General features: G+C 41.5%; 22 protein-coding genes and 1 pseudogene. 8 read left to right on the top strand and 15 right to left on the bottom strand.

Translation table 11 applies throughout. The features are described 5' to 3' along the window. Positions 1-10: 10 nt before the first annotated feature. The 7 genes from murD to ftsZ are packed head-to-tail and all read left to right on the top strand — an operon-like array spanning position 11 to position 8953. On the top strand, positions 11-1351 hold the full coding sequence (gene murD, locus IPM95_14025) for a UDP-N-acetylmuramoyl-L-alanine--D-glutamate ligase (protein MBK9330380.1): 1341 nt from the start codon (positions 11-13) through the stop codon (positions 1349-1351). A gap of 12 nt (positions 1352-1363) precedes the next feature. After that, on the top strand, positions 1364-2557 hold the full coding sequence (locus IPM95_14020) for an FtsW/RodA/SpoVE family cell cycle protein (GenBank protein ID MBK9330379.1): 1194 nt from the start codon (positions 1364-1366) through the stop codon (positions 2555-2557). Between the two features lie 53 nt (positions 2558-2610). After that, positions 2611-3696: an undecaprenyldiphospho-muramoylpentapeptide beta-N-acetylglucosaminyltransferase gene (murG, locus tag IPM95_14015; protein MBK9330378.1), complete on the top strand. Its 1086-nt coding sequence runs from the start codon at positions 2611-2613 to the stop codon at positions 3694-3696. 2 nt (positions 3697-3698) lie between these two features. Then, positions 3699-5054 carry a UDP-N-acetylmuramate--L-alanine ligase gene (locus IPM95_14010; protein MBK9330377.1) on the top strand — a complete coding sequence of 452 codons (1356 nt, stop codon included), beginning with the start codon at positions 3699-3701 and terminating at the stop codon, positions 5052-5054. A 35-nt stretch (positions 5055-5089) separates the two neighbouring features. Then, positions 5090-5854: a hypothetical protein gene (locus tag IPM95_14005; GenBank protein ID MBK9330376.1), complete on the top strand. Its 765-nt coding sequence runs from the start codon at positions 5090-5092 to the stop codon at positions 5852-5854. Positions 5855-5895: 41 nt separating this feature from the next. Then, the gene (gene ftsA / locus IPM95_14000; protein MBK9330375.1) at positions 5896-7320 is read left to right on the top strand and encodes a cell division protein FtsA; all 1425 of its coding nucleotides are present in this window, start codon (positions 5896-5898) and stop codon (positions 7318-7320) included. A gap of 22 nt (positions 7321-7342) precedes the next feature. Then, the gene (gene ftsZ / locus IPM95_13995; protein MBK9330374.1) at positions 7343-8953 is read left to right on the top strand and encodes a cell division protein FtsZ; all 1611 of its coding nucleotides are present in this window, start codon (positions 7343-7345) and stop codon (positions 8951-8953) included. Positions 8954-9108: 155 nt separating this feature from the next. On the opposite strand, the gene IPM95_13990 is transcribed toward ftsZ, so the two are convergent. The 9 genes from IPM95_13990 to IPM95_13950 form a co-directional block, all read right to left on the bottom strand. Continuing rightward, positions 9109-9726 carry a tetratricopeptide repeat protein gene (locus IPM95_13990; protein MBK9330373.1) on the bottom strand — a complete coding sequence of 206 codons (618 nt, stop codon included), beginning with the start codon at positions 9724-9726 and terminating at the stop codon, positions 9109-9111. Next, entirely contained in the window at positions 9714-11069 is a 1356-nt protein-coding gene (locus tag IPM95_13985; GenBank protein ID MBK9330372.1) for a hypothetical protein, read from the bottom strand. Before IPM95_13985 ends, IPM95_13990 begins: the two co-directional genes overlap by 13 nt. Further along, positions 11057-13231: an urea transporter gene (locus IPM95_13980; GenBank protein ID MBK9330371.1), complete on the bottom strand. Its 2175-nt coding sequence runs from the start codon at positions 13229-13231 to the stop codon at positions 11057-11059. Before IPM95_13980 ends, IPM95_13985 begins: the two co-directional genes overlap by 13 nt. An 18-nt stretch (positions 13232-13249) precedes the next feature. Next, the gene (locus IPM95_13975; protein MBK9330370.1) at positions 13250-14617 is read right to left on the bottom strand and encodes an alanine racemase; all 1368 of its coding nucleotides are present in this window, start codon (positions 14615-14617) and stop codon (positions 13250-13252) included. A gap of 24 nt (positions 14618-14641) precedes the next feature. Beyond that, entirely contained in the window at positions 14642-15694 is a 1053-nt protein-coding gene (locus tag IPM95_13970) for an ATP-grasp domain-containing protein (protein ID MBK9330369.1), read from the bottom strand. Continuing rightward, on the bottom strand, positions 15684-15935 hold the full coding sequence (locus tag IPM95_13965; protein ID MBK9330368.1) for a PqqD family protein: 252 nt from the start codon (positions 15933-15935) through the stop codon (positions 15684-15686). The genes IPM95_13970 and IPM95_13965 overlap by 11 nt, the downstream gene beginning before the upstream one ends. Positions 15936-16148: 213 nt before the next feature. After that, complete coding sequence (locus IPM95_13960; protein ID MBK9330367.1) at positions 16149-16847, bottom strand: response regulator transcription factor; 699 nt, start codon at positions 16845-16847, stop codon at positions 16149-16151. After that, positions 16844-17941 carry a histidine kinase gene (locus IPM95_13955; protein ID MBK9330366.1) on the bottom strand — a complete coding sequence of 366 codons (1098 nt, stop codon included), beginning with the start codon at positions 17939-17941 and terminating at the stop codon, positions 16844-16846. Before IPM95_13955 ends, IPM95_13960 begins: the two co-directional genes overlap by 4 nt. A gap of 104 nt (positions 17942-18045) precedes the next feature. Continuing rightward, positions 18046-18726: a hypothetical protein gene (locus IPM95_13950; GenBank protein MBK9330365.1), complete on the bottom strand. Its 681-nt coding sequence runs from the start codon at positions 18724-18726 to the stop codon at positions 18046-18048. Positions 18727-18972: 246 nt separating this feature from the next. On the opposite strand from IPM95_13950, the gene IPM95_13945 reads away from it, so the two are divergent. Beyond that, complete coding sequence (locus tag IPM95_13945) at positions 18973-19488, top strand: FKBP-type peptidyl-prolyl cis-trans isomerase (GenBank protein ID MBK9330364.1); 516 nt, start codon at positions 18973-18975, stop codon at positions 19486-19488. Positions 19489-19584: 96 nt separating this feature from the next. Here the strand turns inward: IPM95_13945 and IPM95_13940 are convergent, their stop codons facing one another. From IPM95_13940 to IPM95_13915, 6 genes and pseudogenes are all read right to left on the bottom strand, one after another. Then, positions 19585-20883 (bottom strand): anthranilate synthase component I family protein, encoded by a 1299-nt coding sequence (locus tag IPM95_13940; GenBank protein ID MBK9330363.1) that lies wholly within the window; start codon positions 20881-20883, stop codon positions 19585-19587. A gap of 39 nt (positions 20884-20922) precedes the next feature. Then, a pseudogene (locus IPM95_13935) lies at positions 20923-22195 on the bottom strand (adenylosuccinate synthase). A gap of 198 nt (positions 22196-22393) precedes the next feature. Next, positions 22394-23254, bottom strand: a complete 861-nt coding sequence (locus IPM95_13930) for a sulfite exporter TauE/SafE family protein (protein MBK9330362.1) — start codon at positions 23252-23254, stop codon at positions 22394-22396. A gap of 6 nt (positions 23255-23260) precedes the next feature. Further along, on the bottom strand, positions 23261-23506 hold the full coding sequence (locus tag IPM95_13925) for a DUF2490 domain-containing protein (GenBank protein ID MBK9330361.1): 246 nt from the start codon (positions 23504-23506) through the stop codon (positions 23261-23263). Then, a complete protein-coding gene (locus IPM95_13920) occupies positions 23503-24165 on the bottom strand; it encodes an IS30 family transposase (GenBank protein MBK9330360.1) in 663 nt (220 codons plus the stop codon). Before IPM95_13920 ends, IPM95_13925 begins: the two co-directional genes overlap by 4 nt. Positions 24166-24201: 36 nt before the next feature. Continuing rightward, positions 24202-24504 carry a helix-turn-helix domain-containing protein gene (locus IPM95_13915; protein MBK9330359.1) on the bottom strand — a complete coding sequence of 101 codons (303 nt, stop codon included), beginning with the start codon at positions 24502-24504 and terminating at the stop codon, positions 24202-24204. Between the last annotated feature and the right edge of the window lie 87 nt (positions 24505-24591).

The raw sequence follows: 24591 nt of genomic DNA, 5'->3' as shown, positions 1-24591 counted from the left end.
TAATCGAAAAATGCCATCAGATAAGATAGTCATATTGGGAAGTGGAGAAAGCGGGGTAGGTGCCGCTATCCTTGCACAAAAGCAGGGTATGGAGGTCTTTGTGTCTGATTTTGGAACCATCAAACAATCCTATAAGGACGAACTGACTGCTCTGCAAATTCCATTTGAGGAGGGAAGACATACGGAAGAAATAATATTAACGGCAACAACCATCATCAAAAGCCCCGGCATTCCGGATAAAGCACCTGTTGTCAAAAAGATCAAGGAAAAGAATATCCCGATCATATCTGAAATAGAATTCGGATACCGATTTACAAGATCCAAAGTGATTGCCATTACCGGAACAAACGGCAAGACAACGACCACTTCATTGACGTATCATTTGCTGGAGAAGGCGGGATTGAATGTGGGTCTGGGAGGGAACATCGGAACGTCTTTCGCCAGACAGGTGGCAAACGGTGATAAGGATTATTTCGTATTAGAAGTCAGCAGTTTTCAGTTGGACAATTGCATGACATTTAAGCCGTTCATCTCCGTATTGTGCAACATCACGGAAGACCACTTAGACCGGTACGACTACAAATTTGAAAATTACATTGCTTCAAAATTCAGTATCACCCGCAACCAGAATGAAAATGATTATTTCATCTATTGTGAAGATGATGCAGTAACCATGCAATATCTGAATACTGCCAATCAGCAGGTTCAGAGAGTACCCTTCTCTTATTACCACCAACTAGGCAACGGAGCTTATGTAGAAAATAAACAATTAATTATCGAACTCAATAAAACCAACTTTACCATGCCAATCAGTGAACTCTCTATCCACGGAATCCACAATTCCTACAACTCTATGGCTGCTGCCATTTCCGCTAAATTAGTCGGCGTACGTAATGACAAAATCCGTGAAAGCCTGGAAGATTTTAAAAACCTGGAACATCGTCTTGAATTTGTTGCTACCATCCGGAACGTTGACTTTATTAATGACTCTAAAGCAACCAATGTCAATTCGACATGGTATGCGCTGGAATCCATGACCAAGCCAACTGTTCTGATTGCCGGCGGTGTTGATAAGGGTAATGACTACACGTTGATAAAAGAACTGGTCAACAAAAAAGTAAAAGCAATCATCTGTCTGGGGAAAGACAATGAGAAACTCCATGAAGCATTTGCTTCTGAAGTCGGATATATTGTCGATACTCAAAGTATGGAACAGGCCGTCCAGATGGCTTACAATATGGCAGATAAGGGCGATGTGGTTTTGCTGTCCCCCTGCTGTGCAAGTTTTGATTTGTTCGAGAATTATGAAGACAGGGGAAAGCAATTCAAACGTAATGTTTTGAACCTTTAATTAAAGACACCAGTGATAGGCAGGATTATTAATAATATCAAAGGAGATAAATATGTGTGGTACATCGTTGCCATACTGAGCGCTATCTCTCTGCTGTTGGTTTATAGTTCAACCCGTTCGCTCGCATATAGGGACACCGGCGGTGATACGGAATATTATTTGCTGAGACATGGTTTTATTTTAGCGGCAGGATTGTGTATTACCTATTTTATACACCGTATCGACCATCGGTATTTTTCACGAATGGCTCAGATGATGCTGGTCTTGTCCATCCCGCTGCTGCTGTATACCACATTCTTTGGGGTTCGAATTAATGATGCCAGCAGGTGGGTGCGCATTCCTTTAGTTGGATTGACCTTCCAGTCGTCTGATTTTGCCAGATTGGCTTTGATTATGTATACTTCCCGTATGCTTTCCAAGAAGCAAGGTGTAATTAAAGATATCAGAGAGGTGGTGTTACATATTATGTTACCTATAGTGCTTATTTGTGGATTGATTATGTTGGATAATTTCTCTTCTGCAGCTATCCTGTTTGCGACTTGTATTGTTGTACTGTTTGTGGGAAGGGTAAGCACTAAGTTTATGCTTGCTATCGTTGCAGCCGGAGCATTGGCGGCAGGCCTTATATTTGCCGTTTCTTGGTACGCATTTCCCGACCATGGACGGGCAGATGTATGGCTGAAGCGGATTGAAAACTGGAAAAACCCGGATTACAATTCAGACGAATATTATCAGCAGAAACAGGCCAATATTGCAATTGCTAAAGGAGGTTTGGTTCGAATCGCACCGGGAAAAAGCACACAGTGCAATTTTCTGCCGGATGCATTCTCTGATTTCATTTATTCTACACTAATCGAAGAATACGGATTGCTTGGAGGTGCATTCGTCTTATTCCTTTACCTCTTTTTTATGTGGCGGCTGATTAATCTGGTGAAGAACAGCCCCAGAGCATTCGGGGCATTGATGGCGGTAGGCTTAGGTATTAGTATGGTATTACAGGCCATCATTCACATGGGTGTTAATGTGCATTTATTGCCAAATACCGGAATTACGCTTCCTTTTATCAGTTGGGGTGGTTCCAGTATATGGTTTAACTCTTTTGCATTGGGAATTATATTAAGCGTGAGCCGGCATGTAAATGAACGTGCTGAACAGAAACCTCAGACTGCGGTAAAAAGACAGAAACTGGAGGAAATGGATGTATAGATTTTAAAAAAAACAGGAAGAATCAAACAGTGGTAACTAAGACATATAAATATATCATAGCAGGCGGAGGCACCGGAGGACACATCTTTCCCGCAGTTGCAATTGCGGATGCACTAAAGCAAAGCCAGCCGGATTGCCAGATTCTATTTGTGGGTGCCAAAGGAAGAATGGAAATGGAAAAGGTGCCACAGGCAGGATATGATATCGTTGGATTGGAAGTGGTTGGCTTGCAGCGAAGCCTGACATTTAAAAACCTTTTTTTTCCATTCAAACTGCTGAAGAGCTTATTTCAAGCCTTCAGGGTACTGAGAAATTTTAAACCGGATGCCTGCATTGGGGTAGGCGGATATGCCAGCGGACCGGTTCTGTTTATTGGTGCGTTAACTGGTACGAGGATTTTTATCCAGGAACAAAATTCATATCCCGGCATTACCAATAAGATATTATCGGGGTTTGCTGCTAAGATTTTTGTGGCATACGATAATTTAAACGCGTTCTTTAAATCAGAAAAGACCCTGCTGACCGGAAACCCGGTGAGAAAAGATATAACTGTTGAATTGCCTGACAAGAAAGATGCGTTGGCCTTTTTTCAGTTAAAAGAAATTAAAAAAACGATTTTGATTATTGGCGGCAGCCTTGGAGCCCGCACCATCAATACATCCATAGAAAAAAACATGGACTTGTTTATTCAGCAGGGCTATCAGCTGCTGTGGCAGACCGGTAAGGCATATTACGATGGAATAAAGGAACGAACAGGATCTAAAGACCTGACGTGTGTGAAAATTCATCAGTTTATTAGGGAGATGAATCTGGCATACAGTGCGGCGGATATTATTATTTCAAGAGCAGGCGCATTGTCGATTTCAGAATTATGTATTGTAGGAAAGCCAACCGTCCTGATTCCTTCTCCAAACGTTTCTGAAGATCATCAGACAAAAAATGCGATGGCATTAGTCAGTAAAGGTGCGGCAGTATTGATCAGGGATGCAGAGGCTGTAGAAAAAACGGGAGAGGTAGTCTCTGCATTGATGCAGGATGAACAGAAGATGTGGAAATTGTCAGCGAATATTAGATCGCTGGCAAAAACGAACGCAGCACATGAGATTGCCGGATATATCATCAATAATTTATCGCTCTGACAATGGATTTAACCAATATACATCGTATTTACTTTTTAGGCATCGGCGGTATCGGTATGAGTGCACTGGCACGCTATTTCAATCTGCACGGGAAAGTGGTAGGCGGGTATGATAAGACAAGAACAGCATTGACGGATGAACTGGAAAGGGAAGGAATTGTCATCACCTTTGAAGATAGTATTGAAACGTTGGATGCCCATGCGGATATCGTGATTTACACACCGGCCATCCCCAAAGACCATGTTCAATACAACTGGTATTTAGAACATCCGTTCAAAGTGGTGAAAAGAGCGGAAGTGCTTGGTATGGCTGCCAACTCCGTGTTTAACATATCTATTGCGGGTTCACACGGCAAAACATCCACTTCTTCCATTACGGCACATCTGCTAAAGACGGCAGATAAAAGTGCAGCCGCATTTTTAGGCGGGATATGTATAAATTTCAAATCCAACTTTATTGACGGAAACCAATATGCCATTGCGGAAGCCGATGAATTTGACCGTTCTTTTCTCCATCTCGAGCCCAACATAGCACTCATTACGTCGGTAGATACGGACCACCTTGATATTTACGGAAATCTGGAAGCAATAGAAGATTCCTTCCGTCAGTTTTGCGGTAAAGTCAGAAAAGAGGGTGTTCTAATAACGAACATGTCCGTTCCGGAAAAGATTTTGAATAAAGAGGTGAAGAATTACCGCTATAGCCTTTCTGACAATAATGCCGATTTTTATACAAAGAATTTACAAATTGAAGCGGGGGCCTATATATTCGACGTGGTGCATCCCGATGGGGTTATTGAAAATATTAAGTCCTACTATGGCGGAAAGCATAATATCGAGAATGTCGTCGGTGCTGTCGCCATCGCGCTGCAGCTCCGTATTTCACACGAGAAGATTAAAGAGGGTATAGCAACGTTTAAGGGTGTCAGGAGACGATTTGAAACACAGGTGCGAAATGAGAAGTATGTTTATATTGATGACTACGCGCATCATCCGCGGGAGCTGGATGCCACGATAGCCGCTGCAAAGGAATTATATCCGGATAAGAGGCTGACGGTTATTTTTCAGCCACACCTGTTCAGTCGAACCAATGATTTGTGTGATGAATTTGCAGCGTCGTTATCGCATGCCGACGACCTGATTCTGCTGGATATTTATCCGGCCCGGGAAAAACCAATAGTAGGAGTAACCAGCAAACTGATTTATGATAAGGTAACGATTCCTCATAAACTGCTAGCGACAAAAGAAGGTTTGATAGAAATACTCAAGACGAGAAATGATTTGCAGGTAGTGCTGACGGCAGGTGCGGGAGATATTGATACAAAAGTAGCAGAAATAAAAAACTTGTTAAGCATTTAAACTAAAGTAAGACGGGAAAAATTTCTCGGGAAGGAATGAATAAGACAGCCAGGAATATCATTATCCGCGTTTCGATGTTAATCGGACTGACTGGCTTTGTTGTGTTGGCGGTATTGGCAAAACGAAACAGGGAGCTGAGCGAAATAAAGAATATCCATATCAGTATTGATGAATGGTCGGGTAATTTTTTTGTAACGAAAGATCAGGTGTCAGCTATTATCGATGATAAGTTTGTTGTGAAAAACCGCATCCTCTCCGGCAGAGACCTGGAAAGAATCGAGCAGTCGCTGAGAGTCATTCCACAGGTACTTCATTCCAATGCATATACGGACAATGCAGGGAATCTGAATATAAAGATTGAACAACGCAAACCTGTATTGAGGGTATACAATCTTCAGGGGGAGTCTTATTACATCGATGAGGACGGGGTTAAGTTTCCAACGGTTAATCATTTTGCTGCAAAGGTTCCGGTAGTAACCGGCTTCATCACGGAAAAATATACTGTCCCCAGAAAAGCGGGCAGTACTGAGCTGAAGAGAGTAATTAAAATCCAACAAGAGGCCGGTAAAAATGATCTCTGGAAAGAATTGATTGGTCAATACAATATCAATGAAAAAAAACAAACGGAGCTCATTCCGCGCATAGGCAGTGCGGTCGTATTGTTTGGCGATGATAAGGATGCAGAATCAAAATTCAGACGCCTGGAGGTTTTTTATTTCGAAGTTTTGAGAAAAGTAGGCTGGGACTACTATAAGGTTATCAACATAATGTATAAAGATCAGGCCGTTTGTCTGAAATAAAAATAATAAATATGCAAGTTAATAATGTAACGGACTCCGGTATGGAAAAGAAATCAGTACAGCCATCAGACAATATCGTGTGTGCCATTGACATCGGCACATCCAAAGTGGCAGCGCTCGTCGGCAGAAGAAATCAATTCGGGAAAATTGAAATCCTGGGTATTGGCAACTGTCCTTCGTTCGGTGTGCAGCGCGGGGTGGTCATCAATATTGCCAAAACGGTAGAGTCGATTAAGAAGGCGGTTCTGTATGCAGAGCAGCAATCCGGCGTCCGATTCAAGAAGGTGCATGTCGGTATAGCAGGCCAGCATATCAAAAGTCTGCAGCATCGCGGCATCCTGACGCGCAATAACAATGACACGTGGATCAGCAATGAGGATATCCAAAAGCTGAAAAATGAAATGTACAAGCTTGCGCTGCCGCCGGGAGACAGAATCCTGCATGTACTGCCGCAGGAATATATTGTGGATAATGAGCCGGGAATCTACAGCGAACCTATCGGCATGATGGGTATCCGTTTGGAAGGAAATTTCCATATCATCACCGGAGCGGAAACGGCCATTCAGAATATTGAACGTTGTATCCATATTGCGGGACTGGAAGTGGCCAGCATTGAATTGGAACCGCTGGCTTCCGCTGATGCCGTCTTAACGAAAGAAGAGTTGGAAGGTGGTGTTTGCCTGGTGGATATCGGTGGTGGTACAACGGATATTGCCATCTTTGAGAATTTTGTAATCCGTCACACAGCCGTTATACCATTCGGAGGAAATATTATCACTGAAGATCTGAAAGATTTTAAAATCCTGAAAGACCAGGCGGAAGTGCTGAAAAAGAATTATGGCAGTGCCATTCCGTTTGACGGATTGAAAAATCAGCATGTTTCCATTCAGGGTGAAGGTTCCCGCTCCATCGGCACCCGGGAGGTGAATCTGCTGGCCGTATCTAAAGTTATATCAGCCAGGGTGAAAGAGATATTGGCCCATGTAGCCTACCAGATAAAATTATCCAACTTTGAAAGAAAACTGATTGGCGGTATCGTCCTGACAGGCGGTGGTTCTCAGTTAAAACACCTGGCTCAGCTCACGGAAGCTGAAACCGGACAGTGCGCCAGATTGGGATTGCCAAGAGAACATCTGGCATCTACTAAAATGACGGATGTTGATAGTCCCATTTATGCTACCGGTATCGGGTTGCTCATTCGCGGTTTCAAACTAAGGGATGAACAACAAATAGTGGAGATAGAGAAACCGATTGTAATGGAACCTACAGACATAGTTGTAAAACCTGAAACGATTACAACGCCTGTAAATGGCGATACAGAAGTGGATATTAATGATACAAAAGAAGAGGAAGTAAAGGAAGAGAAAAATTTAACACCTAAAAGACCAAAAATTTCAATAGAATCTACGTGGAAGAAAGTAACGGCATGGATGCAATCCGATGTAGATGATTTTGATACAAAATAATAAACCATAAAAATATATAGTCATGGAATTTGAAATGTTCAGCGAAAATAACTCTATCATCAAGGTACTGGGAGTTGGTGGTGGAGGCTGTAATGCCGTCAATTATATGTACGAGCAGGGTATTCCCGGCGTAAACTTTGGTGTCTGCAATACAGATAAGCAGGATTTATTGAAGAGTCCGGTTCCTTCAAAGATTCAACTTGGTACCAATTTACTAGAAGGATTAGGAGCAGGAGCGGATCCTGAAGAAGGACGCCGAGCTGCACTGGAAGCTGAAGAAGAAATCAGAATGTATCTTTCCAATAATACCAAAATGGTATTTGTGACTGCCGGTATGGGAGGCGGAACGGGTACAGGCGGAGCGCCAATTGTAGCGAAGATTGCAAAAGAATTAGGCATCCTGACGGTGGGTATCGTTACAATTCCATTCTCCAACGAAGGGAAACCTAAACGTGATAAGGCGGAAAGAGGCATCCAGAATATGAAAGAAAATGTAGATGCGCTGATAGTTGTATCTAATAATAAATTGTACGATATCTTCCCGGATCTGGATATTGACGAAGCTTTCTCAAAAGCAGATGATATCTTAACCACTGCGGCTAAAGGGATAACGGAGATCATCACCAAGCCCGGAAAGATAAATGTTGACTTCAATGACGTTCGAAGGGTAATGTCCAACAGCGGAGTGGCCATTATCGGTATTGGCAAGGGAACCGGCGAAAACAGGGCATCACAGGCTATTCAGGAAGCCATGAATTCCCCACTTTTGGAGGATGCGGATATCTTTGGAGCCAAAGGTGTTGTCTTGTATATCACATACGGAACCGGTATTAAAATGCGGGAACTGGATATGATTACGGATTGCGTTCAGGCGCAGACACAGACAGACTGTGAAATCATTTGGGGGGTTTGTAAAGATGAGGAGTTGGGAGATGATATCGCTATTACCCTGGTTGCAACCGGCTTCCAGACAGGCGAAGTAAGCCGAGAGCGTAAACACGTACAGCGTCAGCAACAGGAAAAAGTGGTCTATACCCTGCAAACAAAGGCATCAGAAGAAACGGCAAATGTGGTGCATAAGGGAGACATGGATTCTTCAGTGGATCAGAAAAATCCGGAGACTGAAGTTGCAGTCAATCCATTAGTTGCAAAAATCAACGAGCAGAAGGAGGACGTCTTTACACCTCAGATGGAACAGGAAGTTGTAAGAGATAATGAGATTGAGTTTGAAATCAATCTGACCGCTCCGGAATCAGACATTCAAATAGTGGATAAACCGAGAATGCATCTGGTACAGGAAATGGAAGAAACGGAGTATGCGAAAGCTGCCTCTACGGAAATGCAGTTTTCCCTGTTTGAGACTTCTGATAAAAAATCAGAAGAACCCATGGATGACCAGGCTTTAGAACGGGATTTAATAAAAAAACGTATAACTTTGGATATGCAAAAGCATCATATCAGTTTATACGAATTGGAGAAAGAACCTGCATACAAACGATACGGCATGGAGTTGGATAACAGTCTGCCGTCCGACCAGTCTGATTTTTCCAACTATATGATTTATAACAACAGCGAAGATCCGAGCAAGATTGAGATACGCCCCAATGCTATGAAAGATATTACCTTAGATTAGGCCGCTTTGGCTTAATTATCTGTTCCCCAGATTGGCTACACCGCAATGGTGTAGCTTTTTTTATTTTAACGAATCACAGATATGCTGACAAAATCGATTCATTAAAAAAGCCACGCAGTTTCGCGTAGCTTCTGTATGTTTGGACGTTTGTATTTTTATTTTATCAGTGCTAATCCGTCTGTAGCGGATTTGTCTCCGGGCATGACCATCAGTACTCTGTTAAACAGCGTTTTTGCATCCGCTATCTTTTCCAGAAAGTAGGTCGTCCACGCACTCATGAGGAGTGTGTTGTAATCCAACGGATATAATGACAGTACAATATCAAAATATTTTTTGGCAACGGTATAGTCTTTACCATAGTAAGCACTTAACCCTAAACGATAATTGGCGGTCGTGTTTTTGGGGTCCAATGAAATGATTTTCTGATATACGCCCTGTAAGTCCGTCCACTTCTTCAGTTCCGCCAGGGGATAGGTGATTCCCCAGAGCGGCTCAGTTGCCGCAGGTCTTAAAGCTATCGCTTTTGTGTAATACGTAACGGATTCATTGTGTTTTCCGGCTGAATAATACAGCCATCCCAATCGTACATTCGCTTCATAATTTGTAGATGTTGCCAATGGTTTCAACACATCAACGGCATTGGTATAATCCTGTTTGTTTTCAAAGGCAATACTCTTCTGAAATGCATCTAGCAGGGTCTTGCTGTCCTCCGCAAAGGTGTTGACAGAAATAAAACATATCAACACGAACATGGTTCTTTTTAGAAATTCCATAGTAAACTTGTTTTTATTGAGTGATTAAAATAATTTGACGGTTGACTGTTAACAACAAGACCGGCCAATTCTTTTATGTAAAATTGGGTAGTCCGTTCTCTATGCTGAAAATTATATTCGAGCCCCAACTGAAAATGTTTCTTGATATAAAAATTAAAGTTAATACCGGCAAGTAGCTTAATCGGATCTGAAGTATTATAGGTTAAGAACCCGTTGTTGCTGATATAATTAATCATCGTATTGCCATAATTAAAGTTAAGCTCATTCCACCACCAATTTAATACTTTAAATCCTATTTTTTGACCGATGACATATTGATTTTGTGAGCCATTCCTTAAATAAGTGCCGGACGTCTTGCCGTAGAAAGTATAATTACCCAAAGGATAATATGTTAATCCGGCTTCCGCCTGTAATTGCGTTACGTTATTCAGGTTAGAACCCGACAACTGAATGTACGGCTGCACATGTTTGCAGCGCTTGCTGACGGTTACTGAACCTAAGAATGAATTGATGGCAGTAGTGTCACTGATGATTGGTATCCGGTTGTTTATAGTATCCGGTTCAACAGCGGTGAATGTATTTCCTTTAATTCTGTAAAATCCAAAGCCGGCTGCAATTGTCCATTCCTTTTGGGTCGTATAGGAGAGTCCGAAGTTATATTGAAAATTCAGGTTGTTAAATTCGCTTTTTGCCTTAAATCTGTTAAAAGGCAATAAGACTTCAATTTCATATAAGGCCTGCGTATAAAAGAACGAAAATGAATTGTTGATGTGCAGTCTGTTCTTAACGGTATTCTGGAAGAAAAAATCTCCGAAAAATAAATTCCCATTTAAGGTACGTTCCGACTTTCCTAACACCGCATCTGTTTTGAAAATCTTACCCCTGTTGGATGTGATATTACTCGTTATCATGGCACCTCCGTCAATACCTACAAAATCAAACGGTTTCTTCTTATAGCCAACCTTGCGCTGGAAGCTTTCTGTTTGTTTGGAGGCAAAGTCATGCGCGGTTTCTTTCCTGTCGGAAAATAAATAAGCATAATACAGATACTCTTTTGACAAGGTATCGCTTGGGAAAAATTCGAGTGTCTGTCTGAATTGCGGTATGGCATACTCATAGTTCTTGTTGTCATAAGCAAGGATTCCTGCCCGAAGCCGCAGGTAATAAAAGTCAATCTTGTTTTCCAGCGCCTGTTTTAATGTCGTTTTCAGCTCTTTAAACTGCTTCTTTTGAAACTGTTCAAAAGAGATCCTGTCAACTTCATCTTTGTGCAGGCTTTCTTGTGCCGTCAATTGAAGACAGCTGAAGGCAAAAAGAAAGAGAGTGAACATCAATGCTCGCATAGATATAGTTTTTTATGGTTAGTCTGCTGAATGGAAAATTGATGGATCTGATTATCTTTCAGGATTATATCAAATTGGATTTCATTCAATCTGGTATTGAAGACCGAAGCGGTCACTTTTGACTTCATTTCAATAATCTCAGGAGCGTAGGTATTGTCTGCAAATATAAAATTGGATTGGTAGCTGGCTTTTGTAAAGAGATAGAAGGGTGCAAAAAAGTCCTGGATAAACGTCACAGCCTTGTTGTTAAAATGAATGAGCGGTAGTTGATCGTTTGTTTGTATATCCGGATAGTATCCTAATAGGACGCGATAAAATGCAAGGTAAAAATAAAACAATAAGGAATCTTTATCGCCCTCAAAATCGTAAAAATAAAACATTGTTTCGTCGTTGGTGAAATAGGCATACGATTTTGACTGTGCGCAATAAAGATAGGACCTGTTCCAGGCATCTGTAAACACTTCCCACTCGGTTTTATTTTTTGTATCCTGTTCAATAAATGATAGTCTCTTTCCCGGAGTCAGACCAAATGCATTTTCCAATAGGGGGGTTGTCTCCACATTGCTGATGTACGAATCTTGTGCAGGAACTTCTGAAATCTTTAAATAGGATTTATTATTCTTTGTTTCTATAAAATAGGCAACCGGATAATGCAGAGTCTTTTCCCCTGATTTGGGTGTCGATTGAAGTTGGAAATGAATATGAGGCTCCGGTGAACGGCCGGAATTTCCGCAGGCGGCGAGCATGGTTCCTTTGGTGACATAGTCGCCGCTGTTTACTTTGAAGGAATCTTTCTTAATGTGGCTGATTTGAGAAAATAATCCTTCTGCATGACTTATGATGATGGTGTTTCCCCAGTTTTTGCTGGTATTCACATCGGATATGTCGTTGTCATCCACCGTATTGATGATCGTATGCACATAGCCGTCCATTGGAGCTAAAACGGGTTTGTTATAACAATAGAAATATTCCCTTTTTGTACCATCGTTATTGAAGGTTTTGCCTTGTTCATCTTCTATGACAAAATCCAATGCTTTACTCCAGTCTCCGAGATGGGTGATGGTGCCATCGTATCCCTGACTTACTTTCCAGGTTCCCCAAAACGGCAATGCCATCTTTAATGGTTGTTTGTTGTCAAAACGGCTGGAAGAACTCAGGTATTTGTAAATCGTCTTTTCTGCAGAGTAATACTGGATGGTAACAAGGTGTAAATATCTTTGCAGCCACCGCTGATGCAGAAAATATAAGAACATCGTTACGAGAATACTGAATGAAATCGTATATCCGCTGAGCTGCACGACGCTCACCAGTTTGCCAAAACAGAACAACAATAGAATAAGTATGGGGGTTAATAATACTACCATCAGGTAACTGAAAATGTTCGGCACTATAAAGAAACCACCAATGGCTATGGCCATTAAGATAAAGTTGGACCCAACGAGATAATAGCTCAGGAAGTCAGTATCAGCTCCGAAAAACTTAAAAAATGCATAAGCGGAAATGAAACCGATGATGCTGAGTGTAAAGGTGATGCGGGAGTGAATCAGCAACCCGATACTGATAAGGACTCCTCCTAAGGTGCTGCTCTGAAAGAAGATGCCATCCAGAGTTTTAAAATAGACCGCTAAAAAGGCAGGTAGTCTTATCGTATCCAGCGAATGAGCAAAACGGTTTAAAAGATTTGACGTGTCATAAAGATTGTACAGGTGGTTGGTGTCAAACTGAAGATTTTTAAAATTTACACCTGCCAGGGAAATGATCCAGAAGGTAAATAGAAATGGAAAGACCAGATACGGAAGATTATTTTTTTCAAAGAAGCCGTTTATGCCAACCGTTATTACCAGCAGAAGCAGCACAGAAAAAAGAAAGAGAATACCGAAACTACTGGAAAACTGATAGGTGAAACCAAGCGCAATGCCCAATAATAAGGCATTAAACCCATACAGCCCCTGTCGTATGGATTCTTTATTTAATCCGAACAGTAAAGCGAGAATATTGATTAATACAACGGCCGCAAACCCTGATGCACCGATTTTGATATCAAAAAAAGTGACGGCTAAGATGATAAAAGCAAATGGTTTGTTCAATGAAAAAAACAACTGGCTGTAACTGTACAGCAGGCTGTCTGTCCAGAATTTCAATATGTTTTGTGGTTGCTGCATATAAAATCGAAAAGATGACTACGCTGCTTTCAGTACATTATTGACTAAATGTTTGGGTATGCTTTCCAATGAATTCATGGTGTCCGTTGTTTCTCTGTCTCTGATGAGATGCACCTTCCCGCTCATATCAATCAATACCACTCTCGGACGCATGTGTATGAACTGCATCCATTGCGTTACATTGTAAGCGCCTACGCGATGCACCACCACGTCATCATTCTTATTCAGCAGCGGCAAGCTTACATTCTCACGGATGCAGTCGATATTCATGCAAAGGGGGCCGTATACCACCATCTCTTCCGAATGTGCCGAGAATTCCTGCGCGGGAGATATCTTGTGATTGTACCAGAAGGAGGTAAATAGAAGGTTTACGCCAAAGTTCATGATGGTCGCCCTGCGCCCGTCACTCAATCGTTTGGTGGCAACAACCGAACCCAGCAGATATCCCGCATCATCTATCAATGCTCTGCCGGTTTCTAAAAATAATGTCGGTAAATCCTGTTTGCTGAAGCCAAAATTTAAAATGGTTGTCGTAATGGCTTCTGCATAGTCATCAAATGTGGGGATGACGTCTGCACCTTGTAAATAGGAACCTTTCAGGGTATTGGCAGAACAAAATCCCCCTCCCATATCAAGGTACTGGATGACCTTGCTCCATTTCTGCCTGATGTTCATGGCGAGGTCACACAATTTCCAGGCTGCTACAGAATAGGCATTGGCAGATAACATATAGGTTCCGATATGGCAATGCAAACCAACGAGTTCCATCTCATCGTGTGACATGATTTTATTGATAACACTCCAGGCTTGTCCGTTTTCATAGTTGAATCCAAACCTGTCCCACATAGGATAAACACCTGTGTCCATATTGATTCGGATGGCAACCCTTGCTTTTTTCTGCATGGATTTGAGCACATCCATCAGCTCATATAATTCGTCCAGATGGTCAATATGAATCATGGAGTTATTTTCTACGGCTGTACGCAAATCAGCAGCTGATTTTTCAGGGCCGTTGAAAATGATTTTCGTTCCGGGTACTCCGTTTTGGATGGCTTTCTCATATTCAAATATAGAAACGACTTCCGCCCACGAGCCTTCCTGATGGAATATGTTGCAGACAGCATTGAGGTAATTGGTCTTGTAGCTCCATGCAAACTGCACTTTCGGATAGCGCGTCTTGAAAGCTCTTACCGCATCCTGGTAGGTTTTGCGAATGGTGCGTTCGGAAAATACGAAACACGGGGATCCATGTTCTTCCATAATTCGTTTTACAGGAACGCCGTCAATCTGAGTTACCGGATTGAATTCGGTACGATTGCCAAACTTATTCATAGTGCCGGTATTCAGTTTTTGAATATACGGTCGTTCATAGTGCTGCTTTGTCATGAGTACTTTTTTACAATTGATTTATTATAGTTCACCTATGGTGGAGATTTTTTCAAATTCTGATAAGTTGACAATCAGGTCATACGAATAGCGGATAAACAGTTTCCCTTTTTCGAATGAGGTGAAGGGATTTAACTGCTCACCCAATGCCATCTGCACCAGCGCTTCCGGATGGTTTTGTCCGCAGCCTACGGATAAATACACCCATGCCGGGAATCTGGGGTTCATTTCCAATAAGTAATATCTATTGTCGTTCGTTTTGATAAATTCCAATTCACAGCCACCTCTCCATTTCGAGTTGCCTATAACGCGGTTGGTGATCTTTATTAACTCTTCATCATCCAGTGAAACTCCTGCCCAGGCTTTGCCTTTATCGGTGATATAGAGTTTTCGCATCGGTATTGCACCGATACATTTCCCGTTGCCGTCTCCGATTGCCGTTACGTTCACCTCATTGCCTGAAACAAATTCCTGAACAATAATCGGCAGGCCCCATTTAGCGCTGATTTTATAAAAATAATTGACAGCCTGCTCCGGCGTTGCGGCTATGGAGGCGTCGTAGTATTTTCCTTTAATCACCAAAGGGTACGTGAATTCATCTTTGAGCTGATGTATTTCAGAAGCGTTGAAAATCATCTTGCTGTAAGGTACTTTTACATTGTTTTTTTCTCCGAACTCAAATAATACGGATTTGTGCCTGGATTCGAATTGTTCCAAAGTTGGCAGAAATGTGGCAATGCCCAACTCGCTTTTTAATGTCGGAGATAGTTTGATGAAATTGTGCAGTTCTGCATCAAAGTTTGGAATGACCACATCTATATTTTCTGTACCATTAATGTATTTTAAGCGATCCAGTAATATGCCGGTACCGGCGGATGGCATGGGAATCTGATAAACCTTATCTACCAGTTCGTGCATATAAATGCCGGGCTCTAAAGTTTCATAAGACAATCCGATAATCCGAATCTCGTAAATGGTGCTTTCCTTCAATGCCCTGATGACGGGAATTCCCGGCCCCGGACTGTCGATATTATTAAGTCCGGTTACAGCTACCGTTATGTTCTTTTTACTGCTCATCGTATTGAATCAGTTGGTGCATGGAAAGCATTTGTAAGAAATCATTTACGTCCTTTTCTAAGGTCGAAGCGTCGACAGTATATTTTTCCAGCAATTCACCTAAAACAGCCTCTTTAGGTTTACCCTCTTTAAGGATACGGATGATTTCAAGTCCAATTGGATTGGCGGAAAATGAATCGCCGGAGGATGGATTGAAGATAAAACCCGAATCGCTGATGGCTATATTTTTATTGACTTGCATGCGGTGCATTTTATATGATCAAAGATGTGAAGATTATTTCTTTCCGGCAAATGGAATCGGTGAATGAGTGGAATGTATAGGTAATTAGTTGAAATTGTAAAGAAATGCAAAATTGCACCGGCCTTCAGTTCCTTTTAGATAAAGGATCCGTGTAGAATGAAATGATTTATTTATATCGTAGGGTACAAATAGTAACTACAATCGAGGAAGGGATCAACTCCAGTCTTTGGTATAAGTGGAAAAGAAGTCCGCTTCATATTTGCCGCTGACAGGGATTTCTGTGTTTGCAAGCTGTATACTTCTGCCTCTGACGCTTTCTATTTTATTTAACGCAGCGATATAGGAACGATGCACCCGGATGAAATTATTTTTGGGCAGTTTTTCTTCAAATACTTTCAATGTGCCGAGTGTCATGACAGGCTTTTTCCCCAGCAGATGAATTTTTACATAATCATCCGTACTTTCTAAAAACAAAATCTCATTACAGTCAATTTTGACGAGTCTGTAATCTGCCCTGACAAAAATGAAGTTAGTGTCGTTCGATTCTTTCCTGTTGAATTCGTGAAATTCCCTTGCCTTATTGACCGCCTTTTCAAATCTTTCCGGAGAATACGGTTTCAGCAGGTAATCTATGGCATTCAGCTCAAAGCCTTCCACGGCGTATTCACTGTGGGCGGTGGTAAAGATGACCATCAGCTTTTCATCCAATGATTTATAGAATTCTATTCCGGAAATATCCGGCATATTGATATCGAGAAATAGCAGGTCAACCGTATTGCTGCGAAGATGTTTGAGCGCATCGGATGTCTTGGTAAAGGTTCCCTGTAAGTGAATGGAATCTATTGTTTCACAATATGCACGGATAAGTTCCAGTGCTAACGGTTCATCATCGATGGCTATGCATTCAATCATGACAGATTCAGTTTTAAGATGGCAGTATAGCTCGTATCATTATTTTCTATCGTTAATTCATGTTTGTCCGGATAAATCAAATTTAGCCGTTTTTTGGTATTCTTTATGCCGATTCCTGATTGTTCTTCCTCTCTTAATGCTGTTTTGTATTTATTGTTTCGGACATTCATCAGAAGCTGACTGTTCGAGATATCAATGGTGATTTTTATAACGCCATCTTCTTCCGTGCTGATGCCGTGTTTGAATGCATTCTCAATAAATGTAATTAATAGCAGCGGCGCAATCATAAGATCCTGTTGTTGGATATTCAGCTGATAATCCACTATTATGGAATTGGAAAGGCGCATTTTCTGCAAATCAATGTAATCAGATACATAGCCAATTTCCTTCTCCAACGGGACGAGCGGATGATGGCCTTCACTGATAACATACCGCATAATAGATGATAGCTTCATGATGGATGGTGCTGTATTTTCCGCTTTTCGAATAGCCTGCACATAGATGCTGTTCAGTATATTGAATAGAAAATGCGGATTAATCTGCGATTTCAGGAATAACAGTTCCGCCTTATATTTTTCTTCTTCCGCTGTCTGCCAGTTGCGGTAGATTTTCAGCGCTATGGATATCAGGAATACCAGAAGAAATTTTAGAAAGAAGGTTGCATATAAAAATATTTTCTCACCCATCAGTGTTACATGAGGCGGCGCCTGAACGGGAGAAGGTGGTGCCAAAGGGTTTTCTCTGAATTCCGGAATTCCTTTTATGTTGGTCGGTATTTCCGAAGGTGGAGGATGAAGTTGGTTGATCTTTACGACAACAAACAATGACAATCCCAGACAAGCCGTTAAGAGGAAAAGATAGCGGATGTATTTTTTTTTAAAGTATAAGACAGGCAGTAAAAAATAGGAATGCAGATAAAAGAACGCCACAGCCAGGCCATTGACAACAAACTGGTCAATGCAGAAAGGCGTCAATTTGCCGTCTTTTATAAAAAGCTCCTGCCTGGGGAGCAGGATGAACTGAAAACCTATGAACGCCAGCCATCCTGCTAAGTGGAATAGGAAATACGGCCGTCTCTTGGTCAGGGCATTCATTTGCGGGAGTAAAGTTAACAGATAATACTAAAATAGATAAAAAAAGTGGCGCGCCGGAGGCGCGCCACAAGATTTTACTAACCAAATAAAATCCAAGTTATTTTTTATTTCTTCACCGCTTTCTTAGTAGCCGGCTTTGCTGCTGCTTTCTTTGCAGGAGCCGTTGCCTTTTTAGCGGGTGCTTTCTTTGCCGGGACTGCCGCCTTTTTTGCCGGAGCCTTCTTGGCAGCTGTAGCTGCTTTCTTTGCCGGAGCTGCGGCTTTTGCCGCTTTTGTAGCACTAGCCTTCACTTCTTTAGATACTTTCTGCAGGTTGCTTTCCACTTTTTTAGTCACCTTGCTAAGTCCCTTATCCACCTTGTTGGAGAGAATCTCTACGTCTTTCTGTAATATTTTTGTTGCCTTTTTTACTTCTTTCTCCAAATTCACAGAAGCCTTTTCAGCTTTTTTTGAGAATTTAGTAGCGGCAGTCTTTGCCCTTTCTTCACCCTGATTCACCTGCTCATTGATGTATTGGAATACTTTTTCTATTCTCACTTTAGCGTCGTCTACCAGGTTTTCAGCTTCCGCCAATACGCTGGCACGCACTTTATCTACATCTACTATCTGATTGATTCTGCCTTTAATCTTTTCACCATACTCCTGAAGGTTTTCTTTCTGACCCTCAACCTGTACTTTGACATCCGAAGAAAGATGCTGGATGTTTGATCTTACTTCTTCTACCTTAGCATTAAAATCTTTCATTAATGCGTCGAATGCTTGTTGGAACTTTTTAGATGAATCCATAATAATTGCGTTTTTTTGCTACTACAAAATTAGAAGTAAGGGATTAATCGAGCGTTATAGGCATATTAATAATTTCTGAATTAAAACCCTTTGATTTTAAATTAGTTCGAGTAAAATGCAAAATTCAGGTTAAGGAAAATTGATTTGCATCAATAATATTCAGATAGTAAGCCTGTTTATTTTCCAAATTCACGGATATTCTCCGCCTGTCTGTATTAATTTGCTTATCTTCGCCAAAATTTTTATATGTTATTAGTAATGAAAGACATGGTAGTGAGTGTTCACTACGAATTAAAGGTAGATAACAGCGGTGAGTTGATCACAGCCGATAAATCTAAACCTGAGCAGCCATTGGTTTATATACATGGCTCCGGGATGTTATTGCCTGACTTTGAAACCAACCTGGCAGGTAAAACGGTGGGCGATTCCGTAGATTTTATCGTTTCGGCAGAAAGAGGGTATGGTGTCCGCAACGACCAGGATATTGTGAGTATTCCATTGGATAGTTTTAAAGACAAAGACGGCAATATTGATACGAATATGATTCGTGTAGGTAATGTGTTACCGATGATGGACGATCAGGGCCATCAGTTCCAGGGTATCGTTTGTGAGGTGACAGATGATGTAGTAGTGATGGATTTTAACCATCCGATGGCAGGTAAAGAACTGAATTTTTCCGTTACGGTGGTGGATGTTCGTCCGGCAACTGCGGAAGAATTGGAACACGGCCACGTTCATGGACCGGGCGGCCATCATCACTAATTAAATAATTCTTAGGCTGATTCCGGTTGTTTAGGAAATAGATACACTTAAAAATAAGAAGACTTATCAGGTTCAATCAACCGACAGGTCTTTTTTTTATTGTAATGCCTCCATCATTGCTTTGGCTTTGAGCAGGCATTCCTCGTATTCCTTCTCTGCAACGCAATCGATGGTGATGGCGCTGCCTGCCTGTATGGAGATGTATTTGGCTTTTTCGTTATACAAGATGCTTCTGATGACCACATTGAAATCGAAATTGCCCTTTGGGGTAATATAGCCCACACATCCTGAATATAAGCCACGCTTCGTTCGTTCATATTTTTCAATCAACCGCATGGCGGCCATCTTGGGTGCACCGGTCATACTGCCCATTGGGAATATGGCCTGCATAATGGCTGAAAATGAAATGTCGGGATTTACGGTACAGGAAATAGTGGAAATCATCTGATGAACCTGCTCAAATGTATAGATTCCGAATAGTTCTTCCACCTTTACCGAATCTTGTTGTGCCACTTTTGAAAAGTCGTTCCGTACCAAGTCCACAATCATGACATTTTCACTTCTTTCTTTTTCATCCAAAAATAATTCCTGCATTAACTCCTTATCTTGTTTCACCTCCTGCAGCCTCCTGCGGGTACCTTTTATGGGCTGGGATACGAGTATGTTCTGTATGCGTTTTAGGAATCGCTCAGGGCTGGCGCATAACAGGTATCTGCTTTTGTTTTTTAAGTAGCAGCTAAAAGGGGCTTTGGATAGCTGGTTCAACTTTTGAAAAACCCTGACGGGTTCTATTTCAGCACCCTCAGCGTAGAATTCCTGGCAATAATTCAATTCATATATTGCTCCACGCTGTATGTGTTGCCGGATGGTTTCAACGGCGGTAACATATTCCTGTTTGGATAAGCGATGCTGAATATTTGCAAGGGTTGGATAATCTGAAACCGGTTCTCTTTTTTTCAGCAGTTGTTTGAATTCTGTTAACGATATTTCTTGTTCATGTTTATCGTTACCAATGATTCCGATTTCAATTTTTCCGATTTCAATCTTTACCAGGTATTTCGGAACAAAGAAATGCAGTAACGGGTTCTGGATGCCGTCATGGTTGTGCGAAGACAGCGCGGGTTCAATCTCATTCTTTACGTCATAGCTGATATAACCGAAAAGCCAATCCTGCTGTTTCTTGCGAAAGGATTCCAATTCTTTCAGGCAATCTTTATCTACGGATATCGACGCAATCGCATCAATGGCAAAGAATGAGCCAAAAGTGGAGTAGGGGTAATCGGGATAATTATTGCTGTCCAGAAAACAAAAATGTTCGAACAGATGGGCAGATTGCAGCAGGTCGTGCTTAAATCTTTCAATATCATTTACAGGAAATGGAAAGAATGTCCTCATCTGCTATTTTTTGCTTTGTACGGAGTGACAAGATGTGCATTATGCCAACAGCGTTCCTTCCGTCAAATCTATCAGGGCTTCCCTTGCCGCACCATTGGAAACCATGGCTACAGGAACTTTCAAATAATCTTCCAGAAAAGCCACGTATTGTTTCAGTTCATCCGGAAGTGCCCGGTTGCTGTCGATATTACCCCAACTTTTGAAGGTTCTGTTTTTGGGTATAATGATCTTGTTAACGATATCGTACGGTAAGTCTCTGGTTGTTTTGCCTTCAATGGTATAATCCGTACAAACGCCGAATTCATCAAATGCATTTAAGATATCCGCTTTGGTGATGCAGAGTTTTGTTACCCCGTTTACCATGCAGGCATAGTGCAGGGCAGGCAAATCAATCCAGCCGCAACGTCTTGGCCTGCCGGTGGTCGCTCCGAATTCAGCGCCTTCCTTTCGTAATTTTTCACCAACTTCATCCGTTAATTCTGAGGGAAACGGTCCGCCGCCTACGCGGGTGCAGTAGGCCTTGGTGATACCGATTACTTCCCCGATGTGTTTAGGGGAAATGCCTAGTCCGGTGCAAACCGCTGCAGATATTGTGTTGGAAGAGGTTACAAACGGGTAAGTGCCAAAATCAATATCCAGCATGGAGCCCTGTGCGCCTTCTGCGAGTATCTTTTTCCCTTCCTTTAATGCATTATTGATATAGTAGACGGATTCCGTCTGCTGATAGTCTTTCAGCCGTTCAATCGCTGCCATCCATTCTTGTTCGGCTTGTTCCAGCTCATAGCTGAAGTTGTAAATCTGCAGCAGTTGCAGGTGCTTGTTTTTGAGTAATTCGTATTTAACTACAAAATCATTTTCTAAAATATCTCCAACCCTTAATCCGTTTCGACCGGTTTTGTCCATATACGTCGGACCAATCCCTTTAAGGGTGGAACCTATTTTGGAAGTGCCTTTGTTGGCTTCTGAGGCAGCATCCAGAATTTTATGGGTAGGCAAAATCAGGTTGGCGCGTTTGGAAATTATAAGCCTTTCCCTTACCGGAACGCCGTCTTTTCGAGCGTGTCAATTTCTTTCAGCAAGGTGATGGGATCAATCACCACGCCATTGCCGATAAAATTTATTTTGCCCTCCGGAAGATTCCGGAAGGAATGGTGTGTAGTACACGTTTCTTACCATCTATCACCAAGGTATGGCCGGCGTTAGGGCCACCCTGAAACCGGGCAATAATATCGTATTTGTCGGCGAGGTAGTCAACGATCTTTCCTTTTCCCTCATCGCCCCATTGCAGTCCGAGAATTACATCTACTTGCATAAAAATGATCGGTTATTTGTTTGAAGTTGCTTGATTTATTCAAACTCTGAAATTGAGAAAATTATTCAGCAAATGCAATTAATGTAGATAAAATCTATGTTACTGTTAAAAAGAAAGTTAAACCTGGCCGTCTGCAATTTATCACTGCGACATTAGTTTGCCGGATATGGTTCGTTCGTTAAAAATAGAAAACCCGATTTAATGCAGGGATTTATAGATGGTGTAGGTACTTACGGTGATAATCAGCAAACCAACCAGCCGCATGATTGTTTTGGGCCGCATAAAGCGTAGGATGTAGGCACCAATCGGGGCGGCAACCACACCACCGATGATGAGTGCAAGTACCGGTTTCCAGCTGTCGATGCCCAGAAAGAAGATAAAGACGCCAGTGCTGAAAAAGGTGACGAAAAACTCCGCTGTATTTACGGTTCCTACCACTTCTTTCGGGGAATTTCCTTTGTCGATTAGATTGGATGTAACTATCGGTCCCCAGCCTCCGCCGCCTATGGAATCAAAGAAGGCACCTGCAAACCCTAGATAGGGTAAACCTCCAGTTACTCCTTTTAACCGGTATATTCCGGAAACTTTCATCAGGATGTAGAATCCTAATAAAATCAAATAGCCGGCTATATATGGTTTTATAATTTTACCATCCAGGATTCTTGAAATCAGGAATGCTCCGATGACTGCACCTGCGACACTGGTGAATACCAAACGAAAAAAAGGCGGTTGTCTATGTTTTTCATCGCAATGTGACAATCCGGATACACCGGACGTAAATACTTCAGCGGTGTGTACACTGGCGGATGCAATGGCAGGCGGAACACCTATGCTCAGCAACAGAGTGGAGCAACTAACACCATAAGCCATACCCAAGGCTCCGTCAATAATCTGGGCGATGAAGCCAGCACCTATAAATAAGATAAATTCCTTGTCAAAGCTGAAGGTATATAGCGGGTTGGGGTACGTATTGAAAATTTTCCAGAATAAAAATGAAATCAATGCTACTTTTAAAGTAACAATAGTTGCGGCAACATATTTCAGGTTAATTTTTTCCATATATTATTATTTAGATTTTTTGCATGAAATATTAAAATTATTTATAACGCCAAATCTCACAATGTGTCTGCTGATAAACGTGTCGCCATTGCCTTGTTGCTGAATCCAGTAGATATATGCGGCTTCTATACCAATATATTTATTGATATTATATTGCACACCAAAGGAAGTTCTGTTCTGATCAAATATATTTCTGCCTACTTTCTTCTTTCCTGCATTTATCATGACTTCATTAAAGGTTGCTGAATTCAAGTAATAAATGCAATTTTGTTTAAAATAGGTTTATCGTTAGTAAAAATAGCATTTGCTATTTCATTTGGGGTATAAAAACTGAGTTTTTTTCTAGGTCTGTTGTTGAGTTTTACTTCTATTTCGTTCAACCTTTCTTGTGTTAAGTTCTCAAAGGATGATTTTTTAGGAATATATCTGCGAATAAGACCGTTGGTATTTTCCACGGTTCCACATTCATAGCTGGAGTAGGGATGTGTAAAATAGTATTGAATATTCAGCTCCTTTGCTATTACTTGATGCATAGTAAACTCTTTGCCATTATCGGATGTAATAGTGTGTAGATAAGGTTTATATTTTTTCAGGGTTTTTATGGTTTGTTGGGACAATTGCATGGCATTTTTGCTTTCCAACAACACTAATTTGGTGAATAATGTCTTTCTATCCACCAAGGTTAAAATGGCTCCTTTGTGATTAGCACCGATGATGGTATCTTGTTCAAAGTCTCCGAAACGCATCCTGTTGTTGGCGGCTTCCGGACGCAGTTCAATACTGATTTTATTCGCTATCTGCCCCCTGTATGCTGTCTTATTCCCACGTTTTTTTCTGCCTCTTTGCTTGCGAGCCAGGTATTGATAAAGCACACCACCCTGTTTTTTGTTCTTCCAGATATACTGATAAATGGTTTCATGGCTGACCGTAGGTTTCCCCTTCCAGTGTCAGGCGACAGCTGATTTGCTCCGGGGATAATTCCTGCTGTAAAGATGGTCTACTTGAAGTTGAACGGAGGAGGTGAAATTGGTATGCTTCTGCTTAGTCTGATGCCTGAACACAGTATACTGATGCGCGTTTGCAGCGTCATACTTGCCTGAGTACATCTTATTCCTGCGAATTTCTCTGCTAACACAGGATTCACTCTTGCCAATATAGCGCGCAATCTGTTTTTGTCTGAATTGTTTTGACAATAAGGTCGCGATTTGATACCTTTGCTCTGCGGTGAGTTGTTTAAATGTACGATTCATTTGCAATTAAGTTTAAGCACTTCAAATATAGTGGGTGAAAGCCCACTATATTTGAAACTTTCAATTGCATTTATGATTTGAACTCAG

The organism is Sphingobacteriales bacterium (genome assembly GCA_016719635.1).
Classification (GTDB): domain Bacteria; phylum Bacteroidota; class Bacteroidia; order Chitinophagales; family JADIYW01; genus JADJSS01.
Note: the sequence above shows the minus strand (reverse complement) of the source record. Positions and strands in the feature narration are given on the sequence as shown.

Excerpts from the sequence above, each read along its gene's own strand:
- murD (MBK9330380.1), top strand. The coding sequence starts at position 11 with ATGCCATCAGATAAGATAGTCATATTGGGAAGTGGAGAAAGCGGGGTA.
- IPM95_14010 (MBK9330377.1), top strand. The coding sequence starts at position 3,699 with ATGGATTTAACCAATATACATCGTATTTACTTTTTAGGCATCGGCGGT.
- IPM95_14005 (MBK9330376.1), top strand. The coding sequence starts at position 5,090 with ATGAATAAGACAGCCAGGAATATCATTATCCGCGTTTCGATGTTAATC.
- ftsA (MBK9330375.1), top strand. The coding sequence starts at position 5,896 with ATGGAAAAGAAATCAGTACAGCCATCAGACAATATCGTGTGTGCCATT.
- ftsZ (MBK9330374.1), top strand. The coding sequence starts at position 7,343 with ATGGAATTTGAAATGTTCAGCGAAAATAACTCTATCATCAAGGTACTG.
- IPM95_13990 (MBK9330373.1), bottom strand. The coding sequence starts at position 9,726 with ATGGAATTTCTAAAAAGAACCATGTTCGTGTTGATATGTTTTATTTCT.
- IPM95_13985 (MBK9330372.1), bottom strand. The coding sequence starts at position 11,069 with ATGCGAGCATTGATGTTCACTCTCTTTCTTTTTGCCTTCAGCTGTCTT.
- IPM95_13980 (MBK9330371.1), bottom strand. The coding sequence starts at position 13,231 with ATGCAGCAACCACAAAACATATTGAAATTCTGGACAGACAGCCTGCTG.
- IPM95_13975 (MBK9330370.1), bottom strand. The coding sequence starts at position 14,617 with ATGACAAAGCAGCACTATGAACGACCGTATATTCAAAAACTGAATACC.
- IPM95_13970 (MBK9330369.1), bottom strand. The coding sequence starts at position 15,694 with ATGAGCAGTAAAAAGAACATAACGGTAGCTGTAACCGGACTTAATAAT.
- IPM95_13965 (MBK9330368.1), bottom strand. The coding sequence starts at position 15,935 with ATGCAAGTCAATAAAAATATAGCCATCAGCGATTCGGGTTTTATCTTC.
- IPM95_13960 (MBK9330367.1), bottom strand. The coding sequence starts at position 16,847 with ATGATTGAATGCATAGCCATCGATGATGAACCGTTAGCACTGGAACTT.
- IPM95_13955 (MBK9330366.1), bottom strand. The coding sequence starts at position 17,941 with ATGAATGCCCTGACCAAGAGACGGCCGTATTTCCTATTCCACTTAGCA.
- IPM95_13950 (MBK9330365.1), bottom strand. The coding sequence starts at position 18,726 with ATGGATTCATCTAAAAAGTTCCAACAAGCATTCGACGCATTAATGAAA.
- IPM95_13945 (MBK9330364.1), top strand. The coding sequence starts at position 18,973 with ATGTTATTAGTAATGAAAGACATGGTAGTGAGTGTTCACTACGAATTA.
- IPM95_13940 (MBK9330363.1), bottom strand. The coding sequence starts at position 20,883 with ATGAGGACATTCTTTCCATTTCCTGTAAATGATATTGAAAGATTTAAG.
- IPM95_13930 (MBK9330362.1), bottom strand. The coding sequence starts at position 23,254 with ATGGAAAAAATTAACCTGAAATATGTTGCCGCAACTATTGTTACTTTA.
- IPM95_13915 (MBK9330359.1), bottom strand. The coding sequence starts at position 24,504 with ATGAATCGTACATTTAAACAACTCACCGCAGAGCAAAGGTATCAAATC.